General features: G+C 73.4%; 5 protein-coding genes and 1 pseudogene. 2 read left to right on the forward strand and 4 right to left on the reverse strand.

The window, feature by feature from the left end:
- The 3 genes and pseudogenes from CCN33_RS27300 to CCN33_RS27310 form a co-directional block, all read right to left on the reverse strand.
- Positions 1–479, reverse strand: a pseudogene (locus CCN33_RS27300) (hydrolase); the annotation flags it as partial.
- A 410-nt stretch (positions 480–889) separates the two neighbouring features.
- Positions 890–1,267 carry a toxin Doc gene (locus tag CCN33_RS27305; RefSeq protein ID WP_086696099.1) on the reverse strand — a complete coding sequence of 126 codons (378 nt, stop codon included), beginning with the start codon at positions 1,265–1,267 and terminating at the stop codon, positions 890–892.
- A gap of 6 nt (positions 1,268–1,273) precedes the next feature.
- Entirely contained in the window at positions 1,274–1,516 is a 243-nt protein-coding gene (locus CCN33_RS27310; RefSeq protein ID WP_086696100.1) for a hypothetical protein, read from the reverse strand.
- Positions 1,517–1,677: 161 nt separating this feature from the next.
- Here CCN33_RS27310 and CCN33_RS27315 point away from each other — a divergent pair, with 161 nt between their 5' ends.
- The gene (locus tag CCN33_RS27315; protein ID WP_086696101.1) at positions 1,678–3,294 is read left to right on the forward strand and encodes a multicopper oxidase family protein; all 1,617 of its coding nucleotides are present in this window, start codon (positions 1,678–1,680) and stop codon (positions 3,292–3,294) included.
- A gap of 27 nt (positions 3,295–3,321) precedes the next feature.
- On the opposite strand, the gene CCN33_RS27320 is transcribed toward CCN33_RS27315, so the two are convergent.
- On the reverse strand, positions 3,322–3,870 hold the full coding sequence (locus CCN33_RS27320; protein ID WP_086696102.1) for an RNA polymerase sigma factor: 549 nt from the start codon (positions 3,868–3,870) through the stop codon (positions 3,322–3,324).
- A gap of 47 nt (positions 3,871–3,917) precedes the next feature.
- On the opposite strand from CCN33_RS27320, the gene CCN33_RS27325 reads away from it, so the two are divergent.
- Positions 3,918–4,881, forward strand: a 964-nt coding sequence (locus CCN33_RS27325; protein WP_086696103.1) for a serine/threonine-protein kinase, incomplete at its 3' end; no start/stop codon positions are given.

The raw sequence follows: 4,881 nt of genomic DNA on the forward strand, positions 1-4,881 counted from the left end.
CCGAGCAGCGCGGCGGGCACGGTCACGGGCTCGGCCTCGACCTCGGTGTGCCAGAGGAGGGTCTGTTCCAGCCGGGGCAGCTGGTGGAAGGCGCGCTCGGCGAGGGTGCGGTTCTCCGGGGTGAGGGAGTTCGCGGCGCGCATCCCGCGTCCCCCGGCGGGCTTGGCGAGGCCGGGCAGGGCGGCGGTGAGGCGGTCGGTGGCCGCCCAGTCGAGGACGGTGTCCCGTACCGCCACCAGCAGCCGGGGCCGCAGCGCCTCCGCGGGCTCGCCGAGAGTGAGCCGGTCCAGGGCCTGGTGGAAGACGGCGGCGGTGACCATGTGGGCCAGCGGTCCCGCGCCGGCGAGGCAGATCACGGCGTAGTCGGCGGCGGGCTGCCAGTGCCGGGCCATCAGCAGGGCGGCGGACCGGGACGCCTCCGTGTCCGAACCGGCGCGCAGCGGCGCGGCCGTGGATTCGTCGGACTCCCCCGCCGCCATGCCGGGCAGGGGAAGGGGAGGCTGAGGGGTGGTCACTGAGCGGTTTCCTTTGGCGCGTGCGGAGCGTGGGAGCGGTCCTCCGGGGTGCGCACGGAGTGAACGGGACCCACGGCTCCGCCCCCGGCGTCCCCCGGCCCGGTGGCCCAACTGCCGAAGTGGTTCCGGACTTCACCCCCCGCGCGGGAGTGTCAACCCTCGCACAACTTCTCCACACGCAACAAGGAGCGCGTCCCACATCACCGGATTTGCAGGGAAGTCGGGTTCTGTGCGCCCCGTGTGAAACCCGCGCACACGACGGCCCGGCGCGCACCCTTCTGCCGCCACGCCGGCCGGGTGTGGACTGTGCCCGGCCCTCGCGAAGGACCCCCCGGCCGATCGCCTCACGGCTTCCCCCGTCCGCCGGGGCGGTGTCAGATCCGCCAGGACCTCAGCCGTTCGGCCGCGTCGTACACGTCGGCGCGGCCGTCGGTCAGGTCGCGGACGAGGTCGACCAGGCCGCCGTACGGCGGATCGATGCCGGCGCCGCTGATGTGCAGATAGGCGACGGCGGTGGCGCAGGCGAAGCGGGCGTTGGCCGCGGGCAGCGGGCGGAGCACGGCGAGGGTGTGCAGCAGGGCGGCGGCCCGCCAGGCGGGGTCGGAGTCGACGCCGAGCCGGGGCGGGTCGACGCGGTGCCGGGCGACGGCGGCGACCAGGGCGGAGAAGTCGTCCACCGAGGGCTGTTCGGGCAGGACGTCCTCATGCCGCTGGAGCAGCCAGGGGACGTCGATGTGGATGACGGGGGCCATCGCCGGTCAGGCGGCCTCGCCCCTGGCCGCGACGGCCTCGTCGTCGGGGAAGGCGGCGGCGAACTCCTCGGCGTGCGCGGTGAAGAAGGCCCGGAAGGTCTCGGCGCCCTCCTTCAGCGCCCGGTGCCGGGCGATGTCCGCCGCGGCCGCCTCCCGCACCAGGGCCTTCATCGACGTACCGCGTTCCTTGGCGATCTGCCGCAGGTCCGCTAGTTCGCGCTCGCTGAACTCCACGTTGAGAGCTGGCATGCCCTCACGGTACCGCGAGGGTACTCACCCGTAAATCGAGCCAGATCAGCCGCGCACTCCCCCGGTACCCGGCGTCCCGGACGCCTCGCCGGGCCGACACCAGCAGACGCGCCGCCCTCAGATCCATCACATATGAGCACAAAAAGTGTCTTATTTCCTACATGCATACACCTTCGCGGCGTACTCTCCTCCGCGTCCCGCTCGCTGCCGCGGGCGCGGGACTCCTGGCCGCCTGCTCCGACTCGGGCCCCCGGCCCCGGCCGGGACCGCGCGGCACGATGATGGCGGCGGGGAACTTCGTACCGCCGGGGCCCGCGGGTTACGTGGAACCGTCGGGTCCGGAGGTCCGGGCGGCCGAGCGGCGGCGCGGGTCGGGACGGGTGCACATGTTCACTCTCACGGCCGGTGAGACCACTCTGGACCTGGGGGGCCGGTCGGTGCGCACCTGGGCCTACCAGGAGGAGCTGCCCGGACCGCTGGTGCGGGCGACGGCCGGGGACGTGCTGAGCATCACGCTCGCCAACCGGCTGCCGGAGACCACCACGCTCCACTCGCACGGCGTCCGGCTGCGTTGCGACATGGACGGCGCCCCGGGGCTCACCCAGGACTCCATCCCGGCAGGGATGGACTTCAACTACCGCTTCACCGTCGCCCACCCCGGCACCTACCTGCTGCACAGTCACGTCGGCATGCAGCCTGACCGGGGCCTGTACGCGCCGCTCGTGGTGGACGACCCCAGGGAGCCGCTGAAGTACGACAGGGAGTGGGTGGTCGTCCTCGACGACTGGGTGGACGGCGTCGACGGTTCCACCCCGGAGAAGGTGCTGCAGCAGCTCAAGCCGGGCGGCGGCATGGCGATGATGGGCCCCCAGCGCCCGACCGCCCACCCGCACGAGCCCCCGATGTCGGCCATGCCCAGCCCGCCGAAGCACACCGGCCCCAACCGCATGCTGCACGGGTCCAGGAGCCGCATCCTGGACGGGGTCGGCGGCAACGTCTCCTACCCGATCTACCTGATCAACGGGCGCCGGCCGGGCGCGCCGACCTCGTTCAAGTGCCGTCCCGGCGAGCGGGTGCGGCTGCGCATCATCAACGCGGGCTCGGACACCGCCTTCCGGGTGGCGCTCGGCGGCCACAGGCTGACGGTGACGCACACCGACGGCTACCCGGTCCAGCACCGGGAGACGGACGCGCTGCTGGTCGGCATGGCGGAGCGGTACGACGTGCTGATCACCGCGAAGGACGGGGTGTTCCCGCTGGTCGCGCTGGCCGAGGGCAAGAGCGGGCAGGCGCTCGCGGTGCTCCGCACGGACAACAGCAGAACCGTTCCTCCTGCGGGTGTGAAGCTGCCGGAGCTGGACCGCGAGCTGATTCCGGCGCGCCGTCTGGTGCCCGCCGACTCCGTCGCCCTGGACCACCGCGAGCCGGACCGCAAGATGCGCATCAAGGTCACCGGCACCATGTCCAGGTACAACTGGGGCTTCGACCACAAGCAGTACGACGTGCGTGAACGGCACGCGGTGCGGGCCGGGGAGCGGGTGCGGATGACCCTGATCAACGCCACCGACATGTGGCACCCGCTGCATCTGCACGGCCACACCTTCGCACTGACCGGCCTCGACTCGGTGGGCGCCCGCAAGGACACCGCCGTGGTGCTCCCCCACCGCAAGCTGGTCATCGACTTCGACGCCGACAATCCCGGCCTGTGGATGCTGCACTGCCACAACCAGTACCACTCGGAGAGCGGCATGATGACGGTGCTCGGCTACAAGAAGTGAGCGTCCCGGACCCGCCCCGGAGGCGGGTCACTGGGTGCGCAGCCAGGGCCGTACCAGCCTGCGGGCCTCGTGCAGCCGGGACTTCAGGGTGCCCAGCGGAATGCCGGCGCGTTCGGCGGCCTCGGCGTAGTCCAGTTGGCACAGGTCGCGGTAGACCAGCGGGGCGACCAGGTGCGGATGCTCGCGCTCCAGCCGGTCCAGCGCCTCCAGCAGGTCGATCCGGGAGCCCGCGATGACGCTGGTGGTGCGCGGATCGGCGGGCTCAGGCACCTCGGCGGGGACGGGCTGTTCGGCGGCCCGCCGCTTCAGTTCGCGGTACTTCTGCCGGCAGCAGTTGGCGACGACCGTGTAGAGCCAGGTGCTGAAGCGGCTGCGGCCCTCGAAGCCGCCGATGTGCCGGGCCACCTGGAGCAGTACGTCCTGGGCGGCCTCCTCGGCGTCCTCCCGGCAGGGCAGGAAGCGCCCGCAGCGGCGCACCACCTCCGGCCGAAGACCGGCCAGCAGCCGGTCCAGGGCCGCTCGGTCACCCGCGGCCGCCAGGCGGGCCAGCTCCTCGGCCGTCGCGGCGTCCGGCACGTCGGCTCTCCTCTCGGAGTCGATCTCGGGCCAGGCATGATAGTCGTATGCACCCCCCGGAGCGGATCGGCCGGTACCGCCTTCAACAGCGTCTGGGCAGCGGCGCGTTCGCCACGGTGTGGCTCGCCCACGACGACGAACTGGACGCCCTGGTGGCGGTCAAGGTGCTCGCCGACAACTGGTCCCACCGCCTCGATGTGCGCGAGCGCTTCCTCTCGGAGGCGCGGCTGCTGCGCCGGGCGGGGTCCAGCCGGGTGGTGCAGGTCTACGACATCGGTGAACTGGACGACGGCAGGCCGTACTTCGTCATGGAGTACGCCGACGCAGGCACCCTGGCCGACCTGTTCGCCGACGGTCCGCCGCCGGTGTCCGAGGCGCTTGAGCTGACGGCGCTGGCCGCGCGGGGCGCCGCCGCGCTGCATGAGGCGGGGATCGTGCACCGGGACATCAAGCCGACCAACCTGCTGCTGCGCACCGCCCCGGACGGCGGGCGCCGGCTGCTGCTGGCCGACCTGGGACTGGCCAAGAGCCTGGCGCAGGCGTCGGCGCTGACCCTCGCGGCGGGCTCGGCGGGTTACCAGCCCCCGGAGCAGGCCGAGCCGGGCGCCGGCATCGACGAGCGCGCCGACGTCTACAGCCTGGGCGCGGTGGGCTACGAGTTGCTGACCGGGACCGTGCCGGGGCCGCCGGGCAAGGTGGTGCCGCCGAGCCGTCTGCGGCCGGATCTGGGCCCTGGAGCGGAGCGGGTGGTGCTGCGGGCGCTGGAGCCGGACCGCGAGCGGCGCTGGCCCTCCGCGCGGGCGTTCGCCGACGAGCTGGACCGGCTGGCGGCGGCCCCCGCCCGGCCCGGGGGGTCCGGCGCGGTACGGGGCAGGCGCCCGGTTCTCGCCATGGCGGCCGCGCTCGCCCTCGTGGCGGCCGGAAGCGTGGCGGCGCTGTTCCTGCACCGGTCCGCCGGGGGCGCCGACGCGGCGCGGGTACGGGACGCCTCCGGCCGCATCGCCGTCGAGG

It is taken from the genome of Streptomyces recifensis, from assembly GCF_002154615.1.
GTDB classification, from domain to species: Bacteria; Actinomycetota; Actinomycetes; order Streptomycetales; family Streptomycetaceae; genus Streptomyces; species Streptomyces griseoluteus.

Coding starts and splice junctions, on each gene's coding strand:
- CCN33_RS27305 (WP_086696099.1), bottom strand. CDS start 1,267: ATGGCCCCCGTCATCCACATCGACGTCCCCTGGCTGCTCCAGCGGCAT.
- CCN33_RS27310 (WP_086696100.1), bottom strand. CDS start 1,516: ATGCCAGCTCTCAACGTGGAGTTCAGCGAGCGCGAACTAGCGGACCTG.
- CCN33_RS27315 (WP_086696101.1), top strand. CDS start 1,678: ATGCATACACCTTCGCGGCGTACTCTCCTCCGCGTCCCGCTCGCTGCC.